General features: G+C 56.3%; 13 protein-coding genes and 1 tRNA gene. 11 read left to right on the top strand and 3 right to left on the bottom strand.

Annotated elements, in window-relative coordinates; all coding sequences use genetic code 11:
- Positions 1 to 16 precede the first annotated feature (16 nt).
- From FHS83_RS04650 to FHS83_RS04635, 4 genes are all read left to right on the top strand, one after another.
- Positions 17 to 2,905: a bifunctional [glutamine synthetase] adenylyltransferase/[glutamine synthetase]-adenylyl-L-tyrosine phosphorylase gene (locus FHS83_RS04650; protein WP_167081378.1), complete on the top strand. Its 2,889-nt coding sequence runs from the start codon at positions 17 to 19 to the stop codon at positions 2,903 to 2,905.
- A gap of 197 nt (positions 2,906 to 3,102) precedes the next feature.
- A tRNA-Gly gene (locus tag FHS83_RS04645) sits at positions 3,103 to 3,177 on the top strand.
- Between the two features lie 940 nt (positions 3,178 to 4,117).
- Entirely contained in the window at positions 4,118 to 4,336 is a 219-nt protein-coding gene (locus FHS83_RS04640) for a helix-turn-helix transcriptional regulator (RefSeq protein ID WP_167081376.1), read from the top strand.
- Entirely contained in the window at positions 4,336 to 5,850 is a 1,515-nt protein-coding gene (locus FHS83_RS04635) for a DNA primase family protein (RefSeq protein WP_167081374.1), read from the top strand. Before FHS83_RS04640 ends, FHS83_RS04635 begins: the two co-directional genes overlap by 1 nt.
- A 605-nt stretch (positions 5,851 to 6,455) precedes the next feature.
- Here FHS83_RS04635 and FHS83_RS04630 read toward each other — a convergent pair.
- Positions 6,456 to 8,396: a hypothetical protein gene (locus FHS83_RS04630; RefSeq protein ID WP_167081373.1), complete on the bottom strand. Its 1,941-nt coding sequence runs from the start codon at positions 8,394 to 8,396 to the stop codon at positions 6,456 to 6,458.
- A gap of 213 nt (positions 8,397 to 8,609) precedes the next feature.
- Here FHS83_RS04630 and FHS83_RS04625 point away from each other — a divergent pair, with 213 nt between their 5' ends.
- The 7 genes from FHS83_RS04625 (at position 8,610) to FHS83_RS04595 (ending at position 18,265) form a co-directional block, all read left to right on the top strand.
- Positions 8,610 to 8,813 (top strand): type II toxin-antitoxin system prevent-host-death family antitoxin, encoded by a 204-nt coding sequence (locus FHS83_RS04625; RefSeq protein ID WP_167081371.1) that lies wholly within the window; start codon positions 8,610 to 8,612, stop codon positions 8,811 to 8,813.
- 48 nt (positions 8,814 to 8,861) lie between these two features.
- Complete coding sequence (locus FHS83_RS04620; protein ID WP_167081369.1) at positions 8,862 to 10,865, top strand: type I restriction-modification system subunit M; 2,004 nt, start codon at positions 8,862 to 8,864, stop codon at positions 10,863 to 10,865.
- Positions 10,862 to 12,145 (top strand): restriction endonuclease subunit S, encoded by a 1,284-nt coding sequence (locus FHS83_RS04615; protein ID WP_167081367.1) that lies wholly within the window; start codon positions 10,862 to 10,864, stop codon positions 12,143 to 12,145. The genes FHS83_RS04620 and FHS83_RS04615 overlap by 4 nt, the downstream gene beginning before the upstream one ends.
- Positions 12,142 to 13,419 (top strand): AAA family ATPase, encoded by a 1,278-nt coding sequence (locus FHS83_RS04610; RefSeq protein ID WP_167081365.1) that lies wholly within the window; start codon positions 12,142 to 12,144, stop codon positions 13,417 to 13,419. The genes FHS83_RS04615 and FHS83_RS04610 overlap by 4 nt, the downstream gene beginning before the upstream one ends.
- Positions 13,403 to 14,101: a retron system putative HNH endonuclease gene (locus FHS83_RS04605; protein ID WP_167081363.1), complete on the top strand. Its 699-nt coding sequence runs from the start codon at positions 13,403 to 13,405 to the stop codon at positions 14,099 to 14,101. The genes FHS83_RS04610 and FHS83_RS04605 overlap by 17 nt, the downstream gene beginning before the upstream one ends.
- Entirely contained in the window at positions 14,098 to 17,121 is a 3,024-nt protein-coding gene (locus FHS83_RS04600; RefSeq protein ID WP_167081361.1) for a type I restriction endonuclease subunit R, read from the top strand. The genes FHS83_RS04605 and FHS83_RS04600 overlap by 4 nt, the downstream gene beginning before the upstream one ends.
- Before the next feature lie 127 nt (positions 17,122 to 17,248).
- The gene (locus FHS83_RS04595; RefSeq protein ID WP_167081359.1) at positions 17,249 to 18,265 is read left to right on the top strand and encodes a GIY-YIG nuclease family protein; all 1,017 of its coding nucleotides are present in this window, start codon (positions 17,249 to 17,251) and stop codon (positions 18,263 to 18,265) included.
- Positions 18,266 to 18,315: 50 nt separating this feature from the next.
- Here the strand turns inward: FHS83_RS04595 and FHS83_RS04590 are convergent, their stop codons facing one another.
- Both FHS83_RS04590 and FHS83_RS04585 read right to left on the bottom strand, forming a co-directional pair.
- The gene (locus FHS83_RS04590; protein ID WP_167081356.1) at positions 18,316 to 19,551 is read right to left on the bottom strand and encodes a tyrosine-type recombinase/integrase; all 1,236 of its coding nucleotides are present in this window, start codon (positions 19,549 to 19,551) and stop codon (positions 18,316 to 18,318) included.
- Positions 19,552 to 19,706: 155 nt separating this feature from the next.
- Entirely contained in the window at positions 19,707 to 20,954 is a 1,248-nt protein-coding gene (locus FHS83_RS04585) for a site-specific integrase (protein WP_167081354.1), read from the bottom strand.
- Between the last annotated feature and the right edge of the window lie 8 nt (positions 20,955 to 20,962).

The following is a 20,962-nucleotide window of genomic DNA, read 5'->3' as shown; positions in this document are numbered from 1 at the left end:
GGAGTACACTTCGGCTATGACCATCGCGCCGCAAATCCTGCCGCAACCTTTTGACCGGGCCCGCGCGCAGCGCAGCTTCGAGAGCTTGAAACAATCAGGCTATGAGCCCGAAGGGGAGGCGCGCGCGCTGCTGGAATCGGCCTTTGGCAACAGCCCGTTTCTGGCGCGCTTGGCTTTGCGCGAGCCGCAGATTCTTAAGCGCTTCTTCGCGGAAGGCCCCCGCGCGCTCACCGCCGAATGCGAGGCGCTCGCGCTTGGCGCCGCCGATGCGGTGGTGGAGTTGGAATGTATGCAGGCCTTGCGCCAAGCCAAGCGACAAGCCGCGCTCACCATCGCGCTCGCCGATATCGGCGGGCTTTTTAGCCTCGATGACGTCACCCAATCGCTCACCCGTTTTGCCGATGCCGCGCTCAAGGGCGCCTTCCGCTTCGCGCTGAAGAAGGCCGCGCAAGGCACGCCCTTTGCCGATAGGGATGGTGCCACGCTGGAGGCCGAGACCGGGCTGATCGTGCTTGCCATGGGCAAGTATGGCGCCTTCGAGCTCAACTATTCCTCCGATATCGACATCATCACCTTCTACGAAGCCGAGCGCTTTCCCTTCGCCAAGCGGGGCGATCAGCGCGGCGCGGCCGTCGATATCGTCAAACATGTGGTGCGTCTGATCGCGGATGCGACGCCGGATGGCTATGTCTTCCGCGTCGATCTTCGCCTGCGTCCCGATGCGGGCGCGACCCAGATCGCCATCTCCGCCGATGCGGCGAGCGATTACTACGAGGCGATGGGCCAGAATTGGGAACGCGCCGCCATGATCAAGGCGCGGGTTGCTGCGGGCGACATCGGTGCGGGCAAGCGTTTCTTGAAAGATGTGATCGATCCTTTCGTCTGGCGCCGCAATCTCGATTTCGCGGCCATCGAGGATATCCAATCCATCAAGCGCCAGATTCACGCCTATCACGGCCATTCCGAAGTCGCGGTGGCGGGCCATAACATCAAGCTTGGCCGCGGCGGTATTCGCGAGATCGAGTTTTTTGCCCAGACCCAGCAGCTCATCTTAGGCGGCCGCGACCCGAGCCTTCGCACCCCCGCCACGCTCGCCGCTTTGGAAGCCTTGCGTCTGCGCGGCCATGTCTCGCTCGCGGCAGTGCAGGATCTGACCGAGGCCTATCGGTTCTTGCGCACCCTCGAGCATCGCTTGCAGATGGTGGAGGATGAGCAGACCCATAGCGTGCCTAAGAACGCGCATGATCTCGCTGCCATTGCCTGTTTCGCGGGGTTTCCCGACGCCGCGCAATTCGGCGCCGCGCTGACAGCGCGCCTCAAGACCGTGCAAGGCCATTACGCGCGTTTGTTCGAAAAGGCCGCGCCCTTGGCGGGGGAGGGCGGCAGTCTTGTCTTCACCGGTGTGGAGGATGATCCTGAAACCCTTGAGACCCTCGCCAAGATGGGCTTCAAGAATCCCGAGCACATCAGCCGCGCCATTCGCGGCTGGCATCATGGCCGCATCCGTGCCACCAGAAGTCCGCGCGCGCGCGAACGCCTCACCGCCCTGATCCCGGCACTGCTCGCCGCTCTTGCTACCACTGCCGATCCCGACGCGGCTTTCGCCCAGTTCGATCGCTTCCTTTCCAATCTTCCTTCCGGTGTGCAGCTTTTCTCGCTGCTGCTCGCCCATGAAGAACTCTTGCGCCTCATCGCCGTCATCATGGGCTCGGCGCCAAGGCTTGCGACGCATCTGGCGCGCCAGCCTTCCACATTGGATGCGTTGCTTGATCCCGGCTTCTTCCAGGAATTGCCAAGCCGCGCGGAACTCACCGAGACGCTGGCCGCCAGTCTCTTACGCGCCCCCCGTTTTGAAGAGGCGCTGGATGCGGCCCGCCGCTTTGCCCATGAGCAGATTTTCCGCGTCGGGGTACAGGTGATCGAAGGCATCGCCACGCCCAAAGCCGCCGGGCCGGTCTTCGCCGCCATCGCCGAAACCGTGATTGATGCGCTGCTCGCTCGCACCGAAGCGGAGATGGTGGAAGCCCATGGCCATGTGAAGGGTGGCGCCTTCACCGTGATCGCGATGGGCAAGCTCGGCGGGGCCGAAATGACGGCGGCCTCCGATCTCGATCTCATCTTTGTCTATGACGCGTTGCCCGGCGTGGAAGCCTCCGATGGTGCCAAGCCTTTGCCGGTCAGCCTCTATTACACGCGCCTGGCTCAGCGCCTGATCGCGGCGCTTACCGTGCCCACCGCCGAAGGGCCGCTTTACGAAGTCGACATGCAGCTTCGCCCCACCGGCAATAAAGGGCCGGTGGCGGTGAGTCTGGAATCCTTCACCCGCTATCACGCCGCCGATGCCTGGACATGGGAGCGCATGGCGCTGACCCGCGCTCGCGTGGTGGCCGGTTCTCCGGCACTTGGTGGCGCGGTGCGCGAGGTGATCCGCCATAGCCTCTGCCGTTCTGGTGATCGCGCGGTGGTGAAATCAGATGCTGCCGAGATGCGCCGCAAGGTGGCCGCGCAATATCCCGGCACCAATGCCTTCGATTTGAAATATGCCCCGGGCGGGCTGATGGATATCGACTTCACCGCCCAAACCTTGCAGCTCGTCTATGCCCATGACGATCCGGCCATTCTCGCCCAAGCCACGCTGGCCGCGTTGCAGCGCTTGAAGGCCGAGCACATTTTGTCGGAGAACGATGCCGCGGTGCTCACCGCCGCCGCCGAGCTGCAGCTCACCTTGCTGCAGGTGTTGCGTATCGCCGTGGATGGTCCCCTCGATGCGGCCAGCGCTAGCCCAGGGCTCAAATCCCTGCTCGCCCGCGCCGCAGGCGTCAGCCGGTTCGAGAACCTCACCCGCGTCCTTGCCGATCTGCAGCACCGCGCCCATGATGTTTTTATCCGCCTGGTGGGTGAATAGGGCGGGCTAAAACCGCCTCGACCTGGGCCATTTCGGCCCCCAAAACCACTGCTAAGCCCTTTTTACTGCACGCTTTTGGCGAAGAGCCCCGATATCTGGCCCATGCGGCGCCCTGTCCTCAAAAACTTCACCTCGAAATGCAAAAGCTGCTTGAAACCCGCCCGCTCTTCAGCCATATACCGCCTCCCACTTGGAACGCGGGCGTAGCTCAGGGGTAGAGCATAACCTTGCCAAGGTTAGGGTCGGGCGTTCGATTCGCCTCGCCCGCTCCAAGTAGGCTAATAAAATCAATAGGTTGCACAAGGGCCGCGAAAGCGGCCTTTTTGCTGTTTGGTCCGCGGAAGCACCACGGAAGCAACCGGAGCGCATTTGCCATGGCGCGCACATGTCGCAGGGGCGATAATTCCTGCGGGGCATGAGTCTGTGGGCGGCGGGACGTGGGTAGCGGTGACGCCAACAACTGGCGGAGCTTGAAGGAGGCTCTTTGGGAGTTCACCCCGCGAGACCTCCAAATCAAGTACAAGGATGCACTAGAGGCTTGGCGGAGAGCTGGCAGTCCTAGCCGCTTCGTCCGCTACAGTTCGGCGACTGCTTCGCGTGATTTCGCCCAGCAACACGGGCGCAAGCTCTTCCACGACAAAAAGGTGCATGGAAAAAATCTTCAGGAAGCCCTCCGCAAGGACTTGGTGTCAGGAGCGCTTCGAGCTGAGGGCTGTCCGGGAAGCCCTAATGCCCAACGGGTACCGATCCGCGCTGACGCTTGGCGCCTGGCCCGATTTCGGAGTTGGGAGTATTCGACGATCGCTCTGCCGGGAGAGCCTTCGTTGTTCTTCAATGTCCGGATTTCTCTGGCACCAGAGAAGGCGGCTGACAGGCAATGCATCGCTAGAGCCGATGCCGAGACAGCCTGTCGAGAATGGCTGATTGCGCTTATGGGGGCTAATCCGGAGCAGCGCCCTAAGCCCAAGGCCCATTATCAACGGGACGCTCTTTCTAGGTTCGAAGGGCTCTCAATCCGTTCGTTCCATCGTGCATGGGATGCTGCGATAGAGATAACGGGGTCTCAATGGAACCTCGCCGGTCGTCCCAAAAAATCCCCGCAGGCGAAATCAAAGCGCCAATAAATCGTGACGGCTAATAACGCCGGGTTTGATTTGCCACGGTTTGGACGTTTCCGGAATCGCCGGGAGCGTTCGTACACCGGAGGCATGGATGGAAGACCGTCTGCTAAGGCCGCGAGATGCGGCTGTTATGCTGGGCTTAAGTGAATCGACCCTCGCAAAGATGCGGCTTTCGGGTGGTGGGCCGGAATACCTCAAATTAGGCCGCAGCATTCGCTACACCCGCAAGAGCATCGATGCTTGGGTTACGGCCCGCGCTCGGCGATCGACGTCAGACACCGGAAACCACAATTTGGCTGTGGGGCGCTGATGGCCGACTTCCACGACCCTTACGACGATGAGCTAGAACCCGTAACCCTGCGCGGCACGAAGCGACGGGCGCGTAACCTAGAGATGCTTGAAGCGCCCACCGAAGGTGATGACCTAAATCGCATTTGTGCTCTCCAGCCTATGAACGATTTCGGAAATGCACAGCGTCTCGTCCTCCGCTTTGGTGACAGCTTAATGTTTGTCGAGAATATCGGCTGGTTCGCTTGGGATGGCTCTCGCTGGGATCGGGAAGGAGGCCATTCTGGTGCGCTGAAGTTTAGCTTCCGCATTGGCCAGGAAATTACGGCGGAAGCGAAAGCCTTAAGAGAACGGCCGGGAAGGGTGTCTGCGGAGCGCATTGACCGCCTGTTCTCATGGTCAGTTCAAAGTGGAAACTACGGGCGCGCTCAAGCCATGCTTTCCTCAGCTTCATCGTTTCTATCGCAGCCCGTTGATGCTCTGGACGCGCATACCTTCCTCATCGCGGCGCCAAATGGAACGATCGAGCTATCGTCTCACTGTGAATTGCGCGAGAGCCGCCGGGAAGACCGGATTACGCGCTGCTTGGGTGTTAAGTTCAGTACAAAGGCCTCATGTCCGCTATTCAAGAAGTTTTTGGCCCGGATTATTCCCGATGAAGAGATGCGAGATTTTGTTCAGCGCATTTTCGGCTATTGCCTCACCGGTTCGACACGCGAGCACAAGCTGTTCCTATTCTACGGAACTGGACGCAATGGTAAGTCGACTTTGATAAACATCATTCGCTCTGTCATGGGCGATTATGCGATGGGTGCACCAGTTGCGACCTTTTTGGCAAAGCGCGAAGGCAGTTCGGGCGGGGAGGCGTCGCCAGACTTAGCGCGCCTTCCTGGGGCTCGCATGGTGACGACTGCTGAGCCTCCAGAGGGTGGCCGTCTTGATGAGTCCAAGGTGAAGGAAATCACGGGTGGTGATTCCATGACTGTTCGCCATCTGAACCAGGGCTTTTTCGAGTTCACGCCAACCTTCAAGGCTATTATCGCAACCAATCACCGGCCGACGATCCGCGGTACAGATCATGGAATATGGTCGCGCATCAACTTGATCCCCTTCACCGTTCAGATCCCGGAAGATGAGATCGATCGGGACCTTGAAAGAAAGCTCGCAGAGGAAAGGGAAGGTATCCTGCAATGGATGCTGACAGGCGCTGAAGATTGGTTCAGCGGTGGTCTGCGACCTCCCGAAAAGGCCATCGCTGCGGTTGAAGCATACCGAGCCGATGAAGACCCGGTTGGTGAATTTCTGAAAGCGCGGATCCAGCTGACGGGTGATGACGTTGACCCATGCACCGGGCGCCGGTTTGAGGTCTCCGCCAAAGACTTGAGGATGCGCTACAAGACGTGGTGCGAAGAGGAAGGTCTCGACGCTTTGCCCACCAAAGCCTTTGGCTCACGGCTTGTTGCTCGCGGTCTGGAGCGCCGAAAGACGAATGGCCTGACTTGGTATGTCGGCATGATGTTCAACGCCAGAGCCTGAGCATTGATAATCTTAGGGAGGGTTTAGGGAGGAAGGGTGGGCCGCCGTCATCGCCGCGATGGATATTGTCGCAGACTCTTATGGTCCGGCGCGACCCGGATAAGACAAAGTAGCCCGAATGGTCCGATGCTCCCTGATGGTCCCTGATGGATTTGTCGCTTAACCGCTTGCGGCCAAATGAAATCAAAATCAGGGAGGGCCAGTGCCGGTCCAGGACCCACGTATATGCGCGCGCGCATGCGCGAGACATATCGTGGGCTACTCCCTCCCTGTTAGGAAGTTGAGGAGATGGTTGTTTAGAGTGTGCTGGCAGTGACCTCCACCGGTCCTTTCTTGAGGGCTGGGGACGAGCGGCGTCTGATGTTCGGCAGACCCCAATGCTCCGAACATTGCGAACGAAGCCGTCGGTTTCAGGTCCGCGGGTCCTTCCCAGGGTTCAAATTTATACGGGCAAGCTTCGCGTGATGGCGCACCAGTGGGAAGGTCCGATAACGATGCAACGGTTGCATCTGCAATTTTCGCTCATGCAACGTGGGCGAAATCTGCTTTCACAAAACTCTTCTGCGGAAATACATAGAGGTGGTCAGCTCGCAGGTTTGGTGCCGTTAATCTGGGGCGCTCCCCCCACGCACACCATTGTGCTCTGCTAACAACTCTAGCCATTTAGTTAATCGTTCTCGGCTATAGATTTCCCGCTCAGTTGTCCGAGGAATATCTGCTGTTCGGTGTTCAAAGTAGACTTTTTCCTCTCCGATTTCGCAGCCCAAAACAGCAGCTGTTTTTATGGCCTTCTTCCGGAACCAGGTGTCGGGCGGGTTATTTAAAAATAACGCAGCCATTTTCGCCAAATTATGAGATTTAGGTAAGGGGAGGGCAATGTCCCGGTCTCCCGCACTAGATCTACTCATGCCATATTGCTCTTCGCGGAAGAACATCTCGAGCATGTCGAATTGAATGCATGGCACTCCGCCGAATGAAAGGCCGCTACCCACAGCATGCCCGCACACCACGCACGGCTGAAATGACATTTCCTCTGGCTTTCCTTCCCATTTCAGCAATTCAGCGATACGGATTCTATTGCTTTGAAGTGCTGCAACACGTTTGGAAGCCTGCTCCGCGCCGTGCTCGAGTTCTCGAAAATAATTGCCAATCTCGTTTGGATTAGCCGGATATTTCATGAACTTGGCTTCACCAACAAAGATTGTCGATCCAAGGCGCCACAGTAGATCGATTTCGTTACCATCGATCTCAATGCCAAGGGGGTAAATGTGCCCATCCCAATTGGGGTTCTTCTCGAAATAATGCGCAAGCGTTGTGCGTATGTGTTTTTCGAATATGGATCCACGCAGTGTCTGCAATGTATCGAGATTGCCTTTGTCGGTAACATATTTGCACCGACCGAGCCAAAGGTCTAGCAGCCGTGTCATGTTGGGTGACATCACAGAGGGCAAGAAAGGGTAAAACAGATGACCCACTTTGACGAGCGGTGACGTCCATAAAGATTCGTGCCGCCTCCAATCGTAGGTAAAGAATTTGATCAGAGCTTCGGCAATTCGGCGTGGATATTTATGTAGTAGAAATATGGCTAGGAGGTCGTCTTCGTGTAGGCTGGTAGTTGCATAATCGGCGCTGCCATTGCGAGTGTCGCGGTCGTAAATTTTCTCAAAAATGGTGTGTATTAGCAGCCACGCGCGAACCAATTGCGCGACCGATATTCCTGGCAGGTTCTGGGGTTCGGTCTCCATCATGGGGCGCAACCAATCGGGTATATCCATTTTGAATAGCGCTATTGTGGCAGGCATCTCCACTGGCGGCTTGTTCACAATGCGGAATTTTGCCCGTGTCGGGGTTCGGCTTATTAGTCTAGGCTGAAATGGTGCCTCATCGCGTAACTGCCCTTGGTCCCAGGCCTGCCTGAAGACGAGGTAAAATTCGAGATACTCCTCGTCGCGACTGGCAAGAGCAATTGCCTCGTTATTTGCAAATTCCAAAGTTGAGGATCGGGGGCGGAAAATATGACCTTCAGCTGTATGTTCTAGCTGCCAACCGCAATGAACGACGCGGCTCATCATATATTCGAGCACATAAATTGTAGCGCAATGTTTGAGCAGGCTTGCAGCGACGCCTACGTCCATTTTTGCTTCGCCTCGAAACTCGTTCCTCTTCGAAGCTAAGAAGGAAAGTGCTCTCCACAAGGCGTCTCCAAGCGCGGTGCAGCCGTAATCGGCGGATAATGGCGATGGGCGCCCTTTTGGTAGAGGTTCGCTGTGACGGTGATATTCTCGGACCGCTATCAGCATCAGGATTGTAACGACGGATTCGAAGTCGAAGCGCGTGATATCAAGCCTGTCGATCTGGGACCAAAGCCTCTGCAATCGTGGAGCCACCCAAAGCCCTGCATTAAATACAGCGCGCTCCTCTTCGGAATCAGTGCCGAGACTTGCGTAATCGCGCCGCCATTCGGCTTCGGTGAAGCTTCGCACCGCAGGTGAGTGAATTTTGTCTTTGCGCAGTGTTTCGATGAATTTACTCGTGGACTTGAGCATCGCCCCAATTCTCCCGCCCGCCAAGGCGCTTTCATTCAGATAAGCGTATGCTTGAAATTGCCCGTCGATAATAGTCAGGAGAGGCGTGGGCGTCAGGCGGCTGCATGCGGCCCCTGCGCCCGCCTCTGATCTTCTTGGCTACAAGACCCGTTATGCCTCTTTCTCTGGCCAAATTCCGTGGCTAAAGTAGCTCCCGTTTTCTGGGGGTGATTCATGCAGCGCATATCCGCGCGGGACGCCAAAAATGGCTTCGGACGGCTAATCGACTTAGCGAGGGCTGAGCCCGTCGCTATTGAAAAGTTTGGCCGATCCGTGGTCGTCGTTCTTTCGGTTGAAGAGTATGAGCGCCTTTCCCAAAAATCTGGAGTTCGAGCGACACGGGCCGAACCCGCAATGCGCCCGAGGTCAAAGAAGTGACGGTCATACACAACAATCCGGCAAGACCAGCCGGGGAGCAGCAGCATCATGCCTAGCCATTCTGATCTCGCCAATTTGATCTGGCAGATAGCCGATCTTCTTCGAGGCCCTTACCGCCCTCCGCAGTACGAGCGCGTCATGCTGCCGCTCGTTGTGTTGCGCCGCTTCGATTGCGTGCTGGCCGACACGAAGCAGAAGGTTGTGTCCGAATTTGAGCGTCGTAAGGGCGGAAAGCTCACCGATGATGCGCTCGACCGTACCCTTAACAAGGTTTCTGGCCATCGCTTTCATAATCACTCTGCTCTCGACTTCCAAAGGCTTAAGGGTGATCCCGATAATCTGAACAAGCACCTCATAAGTTATATGAAGGGCTTTTCGGCGAATGTTCGTCGCATTTTCGATTTCTTCGAATTCGAAACCGAAATCGAGCGAATGCATGAAGCGAACATCCTGTATCTCGTAATCAAGGAGTTCTGCGACGTCGACTTGCATCCCCGAAAAGTGACGAATGCAGATATGGGTCTCATTTTTGAGAATCTGATCCGTCGATTCAATGAACTAGCGAACGAGACGGCTGGTGATCACTTTACGCCGCGCGAAGTCATCACGCTGATGATCGATCTCCTCTTCATAGACGCTGACGATCTTCTCAGTAAGCCGGGTGTTGCCATGCGGATGCTTGATCCTGCTTGCGGCACAGGCGGAATGCTCGCTGGCGCACAAAAGTACATGCGCGAGCATCATTCCGATGCAAAGCTCTACGTCTATGGGCAGGACTATAATAAGCGTGCCTTCGCCACCGCCGCGTCTGACATGCTCATGAAAGAAGTGGATCACAACGGCGGCGGAGAAAACATTCAATTCGGCGACAGCTTTCTCGATGACAAGTTCGAAGGGCAGTTCTTCGACTACTTCATTGCCAATCCGCCTTTTGGTGTTGATTGGAAGAAGCAACAGAAGGAGATCGTCCGTCGGCACGAGAAGGCCCAAGGGGACAGTCCTTGGAAACCCGGTTTGCCCCGTGTCAACGATGGCTCGCTGCTGTTTCTCCAACATATGCTTTCAAAGTTCGAAGATGTGGACGTTAAAGCGCAGAAGTTCGGTTCGCGCGCGGCCATCGTCTTCTCCGGCTCGCCTCTGTTCACTGGAGGCGCAGGTGGCGGCGAAAGCGAAATCCGCCGCTGGATCATCGAACGCGACATGCTGGAAGCCATCGTCGCCCTGCCGGAGCAGATGTTCTACAATACTGGTATTGGCACCTATATCTGGATCGTCACCAACCGGAAGGCGAAGCGGCGCAGGGGGAAAATCCAGCTCGTCGATGCGCGTGACACGTGGATTCCTATGCGCCGCAGCCAGGGCGACAAGCGCCGCAAGATCGGCGAAGGCCCGGCGCTGGAAGGCGACGACCGGGCAGACGAGCCCGATCAGATCGCCGATATCGTCCGGCTTTATGGACAATTCCAGGCAAACGAAAAATCAAAGCTCTTTGACAATGAAGACTTCGGTTACACCCGCGTAACGGTCGAGCGTCCTCTTAAGCTGCGCTACCAGATGAGCTTAGAGGATAAGGCGCGCTTCCTCGATGCGGCGCCGCACCTCTTGGACGACATACAAGCGATCGATAAGGCGCTTGGCCGTGAGCCGCAGCTCGATTGGAACGCTGTCTGGTCCAGTATTGAGAAGCTCTTGAAGAAGCGCAGCTCGCGGTGGAAGGCTCCAGAAGAAAAGCTGTTCCGCACGGTATTTACTGAAAAGGACCAGAAGGGTGCCGCCGTGAAGAAAGGCTCGGGCTTTGAAGCCGATGCGGATTTGCGCGATTTCGAGAATGTTCCGCTGAAGGAAGACATCGACGCCTATTTCAAGCGCGAGGTGCAGCCTCATGTCCCAGATGCTTGGATGGATCGCACCAAGGATAAGGTCGGCTACGAGATCAACTTCAACCGCCACTTCTACAAATTCACGCTGCCGCGCAACTTACCCGAGATCGACGCTGACTTGAAAAAGGCGGAAGAGGAAATCCTTCGGTTGCTGCGGGAGGTAACAGAATGATTGATGCCCCTTGGTCAAAGGTTACCCCTGAAGTCTGGGGACGTAAGAAGCTGAAGTATGTTGCAGGTTTTGTCGGAGGGGGAACCCCTGATAAATCGAAACCAGAATTCTGGGATGGCGATATCCCTTGGGTTTCACCTAAAGATATGAAAACTAATCAGGTCTTTGATTCAGAAGATCACATCACCCTTGAGGGGCTTCAGTCGAGTGCCACCAATTTGGTTGAGCCTGGCGCAGCATTGATCGTCGTTCGTTCGGGCATTCTAAGGCACTCAATACCTGTGGCCGTGAATCGTGTCCGAGTCGCCCTTAATCAAGATATGCGCGCGATTTTGCCTGACGATTCCCTCGATGTGGTATTTCTTGCGTATCTGATCATGGGCTTTCAAACACAATTATTGAGCCAGTGGAGCAAGGAAGGGGCAACAGTCGAGAGCATTGAGTACGACCTTATGGCTTCCACCGAAATTCCTCTGCCTACTCTTGACACTCAGAAAGGAATTATTGCGTTCCTTGACCGCGAAACTGCCGAAATAGACGCCCTGATCGTAGCCAAGCAGAGGCTGCTCGAATTGTTGGCTGAGAAGCGGCGGGCAATCGTTGCCGAGGCCGTCATGCGTGGGCTCAATCCTGCAGTCCGCATGCGCCCCTCTGGCATCGACTGGCTCGGCGACATTCCCGCGCATTGGGAAATGAAGCGGAGCAAATGGCTATTCCTGGAACGCGACGACCGCAGCACTGACGGCTCTGAGGTTTTGCTGTCACTCCGCATGGAACGCGGTTTGGTGCCGCACAACGATGTATCCGAGAAGCACACGCGCCCTGAAGAGTTAATCGGCTACAAGAAAACTTCAGTTGGGCAACTTGTTGTCAATCGAATGCGAGCCGCAACCGGCCTGATTGCGATCACGACGCAAGATGGCCTCGTCAGTCCAGACTATGCGGTGTTTCGGCCATCACCAGACATTTTGGCGGACTATTATGTTCATATGTTCAAGACGCCGCTTCTGCAGGCTGTATTCCGTTCTGAGTCGACCGGGCTTGGCACGGGTTCTCAGGGCTTCTTGAGGCTTTATTCGGAGAACTTCCTGGCGCTCTGGTTTCCGTGCCCGCCACTAGCCGAACAGCATGAGATCGTCCGCTACATCTCCACCGAAACCGCCAAGATCGACCGCCTTCGTGCCGCCACTGAGCATTCTATCTCATTGTTGAAAGAGCGCCGCGGCGCGCTGATCGCTGCTGCAGTCACTGGCCAAATCGATATCCCGGAGGCGGCATGAAGATCACACGACTCGGCATCGCCAATCTTCGTGCCTTCGAGCAGGCCTCCTTCGATTTCGATTCCGGCTTCACACTGCTGGTCGGCGTCAACGGTGTGGGCAAGACCACGGTGCTGGAGGCCTTACGCGTCTGCCTTTCGCGCGTGTTGCCAAAGTTCACCGCCAGCAGGAGCCGTCCGGTCCCTTTTGGTCTCGATGATATCCAGGTGGGAGCACCGGCGTTAACGGTCGATCTGGACCTCAAGATCAATGGCGAAGCCCACCATCTGCTGATCCATAAGCAGCGCGAGCAGAGCGTGCCGCACAAAGGCGGTGTCGTGCGAGAGCAGACATTTGCTACCCCTGACCGGGAAACCCTGTCACCGGAATTCGGCGGAAGGTTTAGAGCGCTCAAGACGGCGAAAGAGCAGCCAGTTGCTGTCTACTTCGCTACCCGCCGCTCTCTCGTTTCCGATGAACAGGTGAAGACCGGAAAAGCTGGAGGCGGGCAAGCCGCCGCATTCGCCGATGCCCTTGTCGCCCGCCCCCTTCGGCTCGCGGAATTTGCGCAGTGGATGCACGCGCAAAAAATCCTTTCAGGCGAGGAACCGAAGTTGCGGATGCATCTTCAGGCCCTTCAAACCGCAGCTCGGAGATTTCTTCCAGGCTGCCAGGAACTATGGGCGGAGGTTGAAGAAAAGCCCCGGTTGATGATTACAAAATCAGGTGTAACGCTCGATGCGCGCCAGCTTTCGGATGGCGAACGCAGCTTACTGGTCCTTGTTCTCGATCTTGCCCGGCGGCTCTCTCAGGCCAATCCTGGACTGGATGATCCAGTGCGGGACGGCGCCGCCGTCGTGCTCATCGACGAGCTTGACATGCACATGCACCCGCTCTGGCAACGGCAAGTCATGTCCTTGCTGACCAGCACATTTCCCAATTGCCAATTCGTCGCCACCACGCACTCGCCGCAGATCATCGGCGAGACGCACCCGGAACGCATTATCTTGTTACAAGCAGAAGGAGGCCGAATAACTCCAGTGCGATGCGGCCAGGCCTACGGGCTCGACACAAATTACATTCTCGAACACCTGATGGGCACGCCCTCCCGACCAGAGCCCGCAAGGAGAGCGATAGCGGACATTGAGGCTGCTCTAGATGGTGGCGAGCTCGACCAAGCCCGCACACTACTCGCTAAGTTGCGGGCGCTAATTCATGGTGACGATCCTACCGTTGTTGGCCTCGAGGCAACCATCAATAATCTTGAGGCGCTCGGTGATGCGGCAGATCAATAAAGGCGCCGAACCGGCTGAATTGACGGCGTGGAAAGCCCAAAATCGGGCATCGCCGAACTATTGCTACGCATCATTGACCGCCACACATCGTCTCGCGGTCCGAAACGCGCTTGTGAGAGAACAGAGGGGCCTTTGCGCCTATACCGGGCGGCGTATCGATGTGGGGAGCTGTCATATCGAACACCTTCGCCCTCAAACGCACTGCGAGATCGGTGAAGATGTCGACTACCGGAATTTGGTTGCCAGTGTTCCCGCTCCTAACACGCCGCAGCTGCCGTATGGCGCCCACAAGAAAGGCGATTGGCCGACACGCGCTGATGAGCATTTGTTTGTATCACCTTTATCTGGAGGCTGCGCAGACCGGTTCTCGTTCCGACTGAACGGAGAGGTTGAGGCGCGTAGTGCGACCGATAATGCCGCAGTCGAGACGATCGTGCGCCTCGGGCTGAATGACGACGCGCTCGTTCAGCTTCGAAAGGCTGCAATTGCGGCGACACTTCAGATACGGGGGCGTGGTCCCGCCTCAATTAGGATTGCAGACGCACGTAAGCGACTTCGCGACCTAGAACAGGCGGAGCAACAAGCTGGAACACTGGAACCCTACTCGTTTGTCTTGGTTCAGGCGCTCGAAAGGCAGATCCAGCGCATAGAGAAGATTCGGGAGGCTAGAGGTCAGTCATGAACCACGCACGGCATTCGGAGGGCGCTTTCGAGACCGTCATTGAAACCGCAATGCTGACCAATGGCGCTGTGTCGGAACCCGCGGCGGGGTTTGACCGCGAGCGTGCAATTTTTCCGGGGGCTGTGCTCGATTTCATCCGTAATACGCAGCCTAAAGAATGGGGGGCACTGGAAGCTCTGCACGGTGACAAGACCGGCGAGCAAATCCTGACAGATCTCACCAAATGGATGGATCGGGAGGGCTCACTCGCCACCTTGCGCCATGGCTTCAAGTGCTATGGTAAGACCTTGCGCGTAGCCTTCTTCAAGGCGGCGCATGGGCTTAACCCCGAGCTTGAGGCGCGCTATGCGGCCAATCGCGTCGGCATCACACGACAGCTTCATTTCTCGAAGGCGTCGGAGAAGTCGCTAGATGTGGCGCTTAGCGTCAACGGCATTCCGATCGCCTCGATCGAACTCAAGAATCCGCTGACTGGGCAGAATGTGAATGATGCCATGCGCCAGTACCGGGTCGATCGAGACCCGCGAGAACCGATATTCGAATTTAAGCGCCGGATGCTTGTGCATTTTGCGGTGGATACCGACGTCGTCTTCATGACAACGCGCTTGGCCGGGAGTGCAACCCACTTTTTGCCCTTCAATCGGGGAAATGAGGGCGGAGCCGGAAACCCACCAGATCGTGACGGGCGCAGTTATCGTACTACATATTTGTGGGAAGAGACATTGCAGCGAGATAGTCTTATGGACCTTCTTGCGCGATTCATACATTTCCAAGTTGAGGAAAAGCGTGACGACGAGGGCCGTAAAGTTAAAAAGGAGACCCTGGTATTTCCCCGTTTTCATCAACTTGATGCTGTCCGCGCCCTAGTCAAGCAGGTTCAGCGTGAGGGCGTCGGGCACAATTATCTTGTTGAGCATTCAGCCGGAAGCGGAAAGAGCAATACAATCGGTTGGCTGACACATCGTTTGGCTTCGTTGCACGATGCCAAGAATGAAAAAGTTTTTGACAGCGTCATCGTGGTTACGGACCGGGTGGTGCTCGATAAGCAGCTGCAGGACACCATTTATCAGTTCGAACATAAGCATGGCGTTGTGCAAAAAATCGACGAAAGCTCGCTACAACTCGCCGAGGCGCTGGAGAGCGCTGTACCGATCATTATCACGACACTGCAGAAATTTCCGTTCGTCTCGCGTCAACTGTCTAAACTCTCTGAGAAGCGCGGAGAGGTAGATGGGGGTGTGCTGAAAACACGCCGCTGTGCCGTGATCGTCGATGAAGCGCACAGTTCTCAGGGAGGGGAAACAGCAACGGATCTTAAGGAGGTTCTTGGCGGTCGAGGGCTTCGGGAAGAAGCGGCAAAATACGTGGCCGAAAATGACGAGGAGGCTATCGAGGAGCTTTATCGCTCTATGGCTAAGCGTGGGCGGTTGGCGAACCTAAGCTTCTTTGCGTTTACAGCGACTCCCAAGCACAAGACACTCGCGATCTTCGGCCGTGATGGCAAGGCAACACATCGCTATACAATGCGCCAAGCGATTGAGGAGGGCTTCATATTAGATGTCCTCAAGAACTACACAACGTATGCGACTTATTTTCGGCTTCTTAAGGCCTGCGAGGATGATCCTAACGTTGAGCGGAAAAAAGCCGCCCGAGCCCTTGCGCGCTTCATAAGGCTACATCCCCATAATATCGCGCAGAAGACCGAAGTCATGGTTGAGCATTTCCATGCAGCAACTCAGCACAAGATAGGTGGGCGAGCCAAAGCAATGGTTATCACCGGATCTCGTCTTGAAGCGGTGCGCTATAAGCAGAGCTTCGATCGGTACATTCGGGAGAAGGGGTACGCAATAAAGACGCTAGTTGCTTTTTCAGGAGCCGTGGCCGACGACAAGCTCGAAGACGTGACCTACACCGAAGAGGGCATGAACCTCGGTATTCGGGAAAAGGAGCTGCCCGAGGTCTTTGCTACACAAGAATATCAGGTTCTACTTGTAGCCGAGAAGTACCAGACGGGCTTCGATCAGCCGCTGCTGCACACCATGTATGTTGATCGGCGACTCGCGGGTATCCAGGCCGTGCAAACGCTCTCCCGGCTCAATCGTATCCACCCGCTAAAAGAGGACACCTTCGTTCTCGACTTTGTCAATGATCGCGATGAAATTCGCGAAGCATTCAAGGTTTACTTTGAGGGGGCTGAGATCGGCGAAGAGGTGGACCCCGCTCGAATGTATCAAATCAAAGGCGAGCTTGATTCCGAAGGTGTGTATGAAGCCGGAGACGTAGAGCGCTTTTGTGCGGTCTACTTCAAACCAAAGCAGCGCCAGAGTCCAAACGATCATCAGTTGATGAACGCTGCCCTTGACCCCGTTGTTTCGCGATTTAAGGCAATGCAACAGAGCTCACCTCTTGAAGCCGAGCTGTGGCGCGGAAAAATGGTCGCGTTCGGTAGTCTCTATGGATTTTTAAGTCAGATCATTCCCTACCAAGATTCTGATCTTGAGCGTCTCTATGTATTCTTTCGCCATTTGGGATCGAAGCTGCCAAGGCGAGATGCTGGCCCGTCATATCAATTCGATGATGAGGTGAGGTTGGAATATTATCGTCTACAGAAGATCAGCGAAGGCTCCATCACTCTGAGTGAAGGCCAAGCTAATCGCCTCGATGGACCATCCGAGGTCGGAACCGGTGTTCTCCGCGAAGAGGCTGTTTCGCTATCTCGTCTGATCGACGTCGTCAATGATCGTTTCGGAACGGATTTCAATCAAGCTGACCAACTCTTCTTTGATCAAATTGTTGAGGCCGCGATTTCTGATAATGCTCTTCGGCAGGCTGCGGCAGTAAACCCTGGTGATAAGTTCGAGTTGGTATTCAAAAACCTTCTTGAGGCGCTCTTTGTCGAGCGCATGGATCAAAATGAGGAGATATTTGCTCGCTTCATGAACGATAAATCCTTTCAAAAAGTTGTTACCGAATGGCTCTCATCGGAGGCGTATCGAAAATTGCGAAAGCCGGGATTGTAAATGCCAAGCTAAGTTGAATGATTTAGGTCTCGGGTAAATTGGTCCCATGTTCAATAATTGATGAAATGGGGCTGTATGGCTAATTTTGAAGTAGTGTAATTTCCTCAGGTCGATCTAAGGGGGCGTTATGAATGAGGGCGGGAGAACAATCAGGCTATTCCTTGCAGATGGGGCGCCGACAGGAATCATCACAGCGGAAATAATGAATTGGACGGGACATGTCCTCTGTGCTCCTCGTGCTCGAATCGTGGATGTATTGCGACGTCCCGAGGCCAATCGCACTGGTGTATACATTCTGATCGGTCAAGATCCAGACGACCCCTCGCAGCGCCTCATATACGTCGGTGAGAGTGATAATGTTGGAGTGCGGCTGACGCAGCATAATCGAGATGATGCCAAAGCGTTTTGGGAGTTTACCTGCATCATTACGAGCAAAGATGCCAACCTTACAAAAGCCCACGTCCGATATCTGGAGAGCCGTCTTATAAGCTTGGCAGTGAAGGAGGCTCGCGCTCGACTTTGGAATGGCACTGCGCCCGACTACGGCTTTTTGCCAGAGGCCGACATCGCCGATATGGAGTATTTCGTGTTACAGCTTCAGACGCTGTTGCCTGTATTGGGGCTCGATTATTTCCGAGCCACTCCCCAGCTAACGGGGTTAGCCATAGATGCAGCCGATCAGTCTATATCTACTATCGCTGGTGACGAAGCTCTAGAAGCCTCAGGACGGCGCGCATTCGGTTTAGATCGGCCTACCGCTGATGGTGGGCGGAGTCCACAGTTCCAGTTCGGCGATCGTCGAGGAAACCTGCATGCTCGAGCGGTCGAGATCGACGGTCAGATGATTGTCTTAAAGGGTTCCGAGGCGCGGGAAGAGGAGCTTCCATCGATGCCTTCAAATGTGAAGACGTTGCGAAAGCAACTACGCCATGCGGGCAAGCTTGTTCCATCTGGAAAATCTGGCGTCCTTAGATTTGAGGAAGATGTGGCATTTTCCAGTCCGAGTGCTGCGGCGCAAGCTGTCATGGGGACGAGCCGTAATGGTCGAACGGACTGGACCATTGAGGAGACGGGGAAGACGTATGCCGATTGGCAGGAGGACCAAATCCTGAAGTCCCGAGCCGGGAGCGAACAGGCGAACTGAAACTGGCAGTTCCTTGACTGCCGTATCGTCGAAGGCTGGGGATAACGCTATTACTGCGTACGGTTGCGCTCTAAATCGATAACGTTGCTCTCAGGTAGAGAGCCCCCGAGAAGGCGGCCAATACTCTGGGCAGTTCGATCTGCTGCACTAAGAAGCGCCGAATCTGGTGCTGTTGCGTATCGAGCGGTTACGCTCTTGATGCTGTGTCCAAGCAATCCCGCGATTGTGAGTTCGGAGTAATTCAATTCTGCCGCCGCGCTGGCGAACCAGTGGCGCAGTCCGTGGAGAGTGACGCCTTTGACTCCGGCGCGCTTGGCCATGCGGTCCCAGAAATGGGGGAGGCCAATGAAGTGTCCTTCTTCGGTCCTGCTCGGGAAGACGTAGGGCTGAGTTTTGTAGCGCGGTAGCGAATTCAGTAGGTCCAGTGCAGCGCGGCCGATGGGGCGGATTTGAGGGCCGGTTTTGGTGTCTGACAGACGAAGACATCGCGCCTTGAAGTCGACTTCCTCCCAGCGAAGGGAGAGGGCCTCCATACGGCGAAGACCGGTAAGCGCGAGAAGGTGGATGGCGGCAATCGCAGTCTCACTTTCCCCGGAGGCTTGAGCTTCTCGAAGTGCGGTTCCAACCCGCGCGAGGGCTTCAAACGAAAACGGCGGTTTGCGGATTTTGTCCTTCGGCCGCTTTACACCTCGAACGGGGTTTGTCGGAAGAATGCCGTCCCGCACGGCGCGCTGCAGAATCGTGCCGAGCATGCTCACTGTTCGGCTGGCGACACCTTGGCCGCCCGTGGTTCTGCCGCCGCGGCCAACCTTCTTGCGCTGGCGGGAACCTCTGCCTGCTTCCACGTCGCGAAGAAATTTCTCGATGTCGAGGGCTGTCAGGCTAGCAACTGCACGTGTTCCGAGGAGCGGTTTGACGTGACATTCGATGCGCGATCTATCGACCAGGAGCGTGCTCTCTTTGAACCGGCCCTCGGCGGCTTCCAGATACTGGTCGCACAGCTCGGTCACGGTGATTGCCTTCCGTGCGGCTGTTCGCTCGGCGGAGGGATCTGAGCCGTGCGCCGTCGCTGTCAGTTTGTCCTTCGCCAAAAGGCGAGCTTGGTCGGGGGCCAGCACGCCTACCCGGCCCAGCGTCATCCGCCGCGTTCGCCCGTAAGAGTTGCGGTACTGGATAATCCAGGATGAGACGCCGGAAGGCATTTTGCGGATACCAAATCCGGGCATCTGGTCATCAAAAAGGAAGGCTTCATGCTCAGTCGGCGTGCTCTGGAATGCGTCGACCATTCGTTTCGTCAAACGTGGCATCAGCTCCCCTCCGCGTCTGCTTCCGTGGGGCCTAACCTGCTTCCGCGGAAGCACCACGGAAGCAGACGGAAGCAAAAACCAGGAATTCATGGGAACGACCCTAACCCCTGGAACCCCGTTCTTTGCAAGTCAAATCAGTATGTTGGGAATGAGCAGGAACGACACGGAAGCACCCGGCAAGACCCCTTTGGGGCCTTGCCAAGGTTAGGGTCGGGCGTTCGATTCGCCTCGCCCGCTCCAGTGGAATCAATGACTTGCGAGGTGTTTTCCCTCCGTCTGCGGACGGTTTTGGGAAAACCTTGGGAAAACAGAGGCCGCGTCGCGAGCTTCTGGACCCGCACAAACCATGCATCTATCGCGGCGGCGGCGTTGGCCAGGTAGCCCGGGTCCCATTCGCCATAACCTGCGGTGGTGCGCAGGTCAGACCGGCGGTGGCCTAGTTGCCGAGCAATCTCGTCCTCGGGAACCCGGGCCAGCCGCAGAATGGTCGTCACCTTATGGCGGAAGCTGTAGGTGGAGATCTTCGGGATCCGGGCGCGCTCTATGGCCCGTTCGAGCCCGGATTTCACACCCTCCATGGTAGTGTAACCGCAATAATGGCTCCTGCGGGTCTCCATCTCCGCTTTTTCGCCCTCCCATTTGTCCAACCATCCCGTCAGCACCCGCGGCTCTCGTACGATCGGGCGCCGCTTCTTGTTTTGAGCGCGAGCGGGCGGGTTGAGGTCAACAAGGGAAGCGTCTCGAATTCGCTGAACGGGCATGAGGTCGAGCGCAGTTTGCGGCCTACCGCCTGTGGCGAGCTGGATCAGGATGAAGCGGCGCAAATCCTCGGCGAGATCCACAGACCAAAGCGCTGCAATTTCTTCATCGGTTGGAATTCGCGCTTTCTCGATAACAGCCGGTCGCAAGCCCCAGCGCCGTTCCATTTGTGCTTCGGTGTATATGACCTCGTGAGCTATTCGGGCATGGGCAAGTGCCGCCCGCAAGACCACAAGGTTTCTGGCGATATACGAGAGCCGATAGCCCTCTTCGATGCATTTGCTCGCGAACTCTCGCTGCTTGATTTCAGTCAAGGACGCGATGCGCGCAGTCTCACCGAAATGGCGAAGAAGGACTTTGCCAGCATTGCGCGATTGAAGCCTGGAAGGCAGCTTGTCGGTATGACCGACGAAGTAGTCTTCAAGCACTACAGAGAGCCTGGCGGTCGCCGTCTTTGGTGCGCCTTTGATGACGACTTCTGCAAGGGCCCGTTTGGCGGATTCAAGATCCGTTGTGCGCAGACTTTCGCGACGTGTTCTTCCAGTTCCAACGTCGAACCAATAGCGGTACAGATTTCCTCTATCGCCTTCGGTGGCGATCCATTGACCGCCGAGTTCGAACAAGGATCTGG

Source organism: Rhizomicrobium palustre (assembly GCF_011761565.1).
Classification (GTDB): domain Bacteria; phylum Pseudomonadota; class Alphaproteobacteria; order Micropepsales; family Micropepsaceae; genus Rhizomicrobium; species Rhizomicrobium palustre.
The sequence above is the reverse complement of the archived record's forward strand: the minus strand, read 5'-3'. Positions and strand labels throughout refer to the sequence as shown.